Below are 2235 nucleotides of genomic sequence, written 5' to 3' on the forward strand. Positions count from 1 at the left end.
AGATTTCTCCACTCCAAAATCCCTAACGGAATTTTTCCGGTCGAAATGACGTAACTGGTGGAGGATAACAAGGGAAAAGCCCTTGGGCGTGAGAACGTAAAATCCCTGTCAGATTTCTCCACTCGCAATTTTTTACAAAAATTCCTCGGTCGAAATGACGTAACTGGGGCAGAAAATCCCTTCGTACTTTCTCAAACAAAATGACGTAATGGATAAAAAATTTCTTTTTCTTTTGGTAAATCCTCTCCCTTTTTTCTATTTATAGTGTGAAAGGGGGTGAGAGGATGGCAGTTGAAAGATCTGAGTCAAAAAAGTCTTTGCGTTTGCTTTTGAATAATGGTCAAACGGATTCTGGTAAGATGCGTATTCGTACAAAGTCTTTCCAAGATATCAATGACAATGCGACAGATGAGCAGTTGTTTAGTGCTGGAAGCCAGATTGGTTCTTTGTACGCAAAGGATTTGGTTACGATTGAAACGGTAGAAACTCATACGTTAGTTGAAGGGGTTTAATAGGGAGGAAAAATGGAAAAAAAGGTACTTGTAATGAAGTTTAGGGATGCTGCTAGTGATTCTTATAATCTTCGCGTGGATGATCCAAAGGAAGGTTTGTCAGAGGCGGAGGTTCGTCCGATTATGGAGTCTATTGTTTCTACGGAGGTGTTCCGTAAAGAGGCTCCTTTAGCGGGGGTAGAAAAGGCAGAGTATATTGTTACTACGTCCAATGTTTTGTTTGATGTGGGCGAGTAATATGGATTTGGATGCTCTTCTCAATCTTATTGCCAATACGGGGTTTCCTATTGTTGTTGCCAGTTATTTCATTGTTCGGATGGAGAATAAATTGGGGGAACTTTGCGAGACCATTCAGGAGTTGCGGGTAAGTATTGATAAAACACTTTTGTAAAAGAGAGGGGGCGTTTTGCCTCTTCTTTTTTTACTCTCACATTGAACATATGTTCGTTTTTTGATACAATAAAGATACCTTAGAGGGAGCGTTGGAGATAAGGAGATTTTTTATGTTTGGTAAAATAAATCAGTTGGCAGAGGAGGCTTGTCATGGGGATGAGTCGGCGATTGTGGATTTGACTTTGGAATTGGAACCGTTGATGAAGAGTTTGATTGGAAAGATTTTGCCTTATAGTCGTGAGAGGGAGGATCTTTTGGCTCAGGGGAAGTTGATTCTTTTGGAGTGTTTGGATTCTTTTGATGGGAGTTTGAATGTGCCTTTTCTTCATTATTTTAAGCTCCAGTTTCGTTATTTTTTGTTGGATCGTGTGAAGTTGGTTTCGAGGGAGGATTTGCCGATTTTGGACCAGCCTTTGGAGAGTGGGGAGTCGGTTTGCGATTTGATTCCTTCTTTGGAGTGTATTGAGGAGCGTTTGTTACGGGAGGAGGAGTTTTCGGAGCTTCGGGGCTTTGTGGAGGCGTTGCCGGACCGGGAGCGGGAGGTTCTTTCTCTTTATTATTTTCATAATTTGGGTTTGTCGGAGATTTCTGGTTTTTTGGGGATTTCTTATCAGACGGTTGCGAATACAAAATCAAATGGGATTCGGAATTTGAGGAGGATGTATGATTTTAGATAAGAGGTTGATTCATTATAATTTTTCTAAGCGTGGCGGTACGGCGATTCGTTATTTGGTGATTCATGATACGGGGAATGTTTCTTCTACGGCGACGGCGTTGAATCATTATCGGTATTTTGCTGGTGGGGATCGACAGGCGTCGGCCCATTATTTTGTGGATCAGGAGGGTGTGGTTCAGATTATTGAGGATGCTCAAAGTGCGTGGCATTGTGGTGACGGGCGTGGGCGTTATGGGATTACAAATTCCAATAGTATTGGGATTGAGTTTTGTGTGAATCGTGGAAATGATGAGAAGCGTACGTTGGAGCATTTGCGTGAGTTGGTTCGGGAGTTGATGAAGTTTTATGGGATTCCTAGGGAGCGTGTGGTTCGTCATTATGATGCGTCAAGGAAGATCTGCCCGGGTTCCATGCGTGAAAACAATTGGGCGAAATGGTGGGGATTTTGGGAGAGTCTGTAGGAGTTTGTTGTGTTTGGAGTGGGGAGCCTTTGGGCTCTCTTTTTTTGTAGAGGGTTCTCCCAACCACGTCATTCACGGAGCGTCCACCTAGGGAGAAAGCACTTGGGCGTGAGAATGCACCCTCCCAACCACGTCATTTCGAGGGAGCGAAGCGAGTCGAGAAATCTCACCGGGGTGGGCGCAAACCTAGGGA

At 43.6% G+C, this 2235-nt stretch carries 5 protein-coding genes; all 5 read left to right on the top strand.

Going from position 1 to position 2235, the window contains the following annotated elements:
* The first annotated feature begins 284 nt into the window (after positions 1–284).
* Complete coding sequence (locus LQU94_RS07985) at positions 285–512, top strand: DUF1659 domain-containing protein (RefSeq protein ID WP_230697149.1); 228 nt, start codon at positions 285–287, stop codon at positions 510–512.
* A gap of 12 nt (positions 513–524) precedes the next feature.
* A complete protein-coding gene (locus LQU94_RS07990) occupies positions 525–749 on the top strand; it encodes a DUF2922 domain-containing protein (RefSeq protein WP_230697150.1) in 225 nt (74 codons plus the stop codon).
* A 1-nt stretch (position 750) separates the two neighbouring features.
* Positions 751–903: a YvrJ family protein gene (locus LQU94_RS07995; protein ID WP_230697151.1), complete on the top strand. Its 153-nt coding sequence runs from the start codon at positions 751–753 to the stop codon at positions 901–903.
* Positions 904–1015: 112 nt separating this feature from the next.
* Positions 1016–1582, top strand: a complete 567-nt coding sequence (locus tag LQU94_RS08000; protein WP_230697152.1) for a sigma-70 family RNA polymerase sigma factor — start codon at positions 1016–1018, stop codon at positions 1580–1582.
* Positions 1569–2042, top strand: coding sequence for an N-acetylmuramoyl-L-alanine amidase family protein (locus LQU94_RS08005; protein WP_230697153.1), 474 nt, complete (start codon positions 1569–1571; stop codon positions 2040–2042). Before LQU94_RS08000 ends, LQU94_RS08005 begins: the two co-directional genes overlap by 14 nt.
* Positions 2043–2235 lie beyond the last annotated feature (193 nt).

This window comes from Peptoniphilus sp. KCTC 25270, from assembly GCF_021012875.1.
In the GTDB taxonomy this organism is placed as follows: Bacteria; Bacillota; Clostridia; order Tissierellales; family Peptoniphilaceae; genus JAJMZJ01.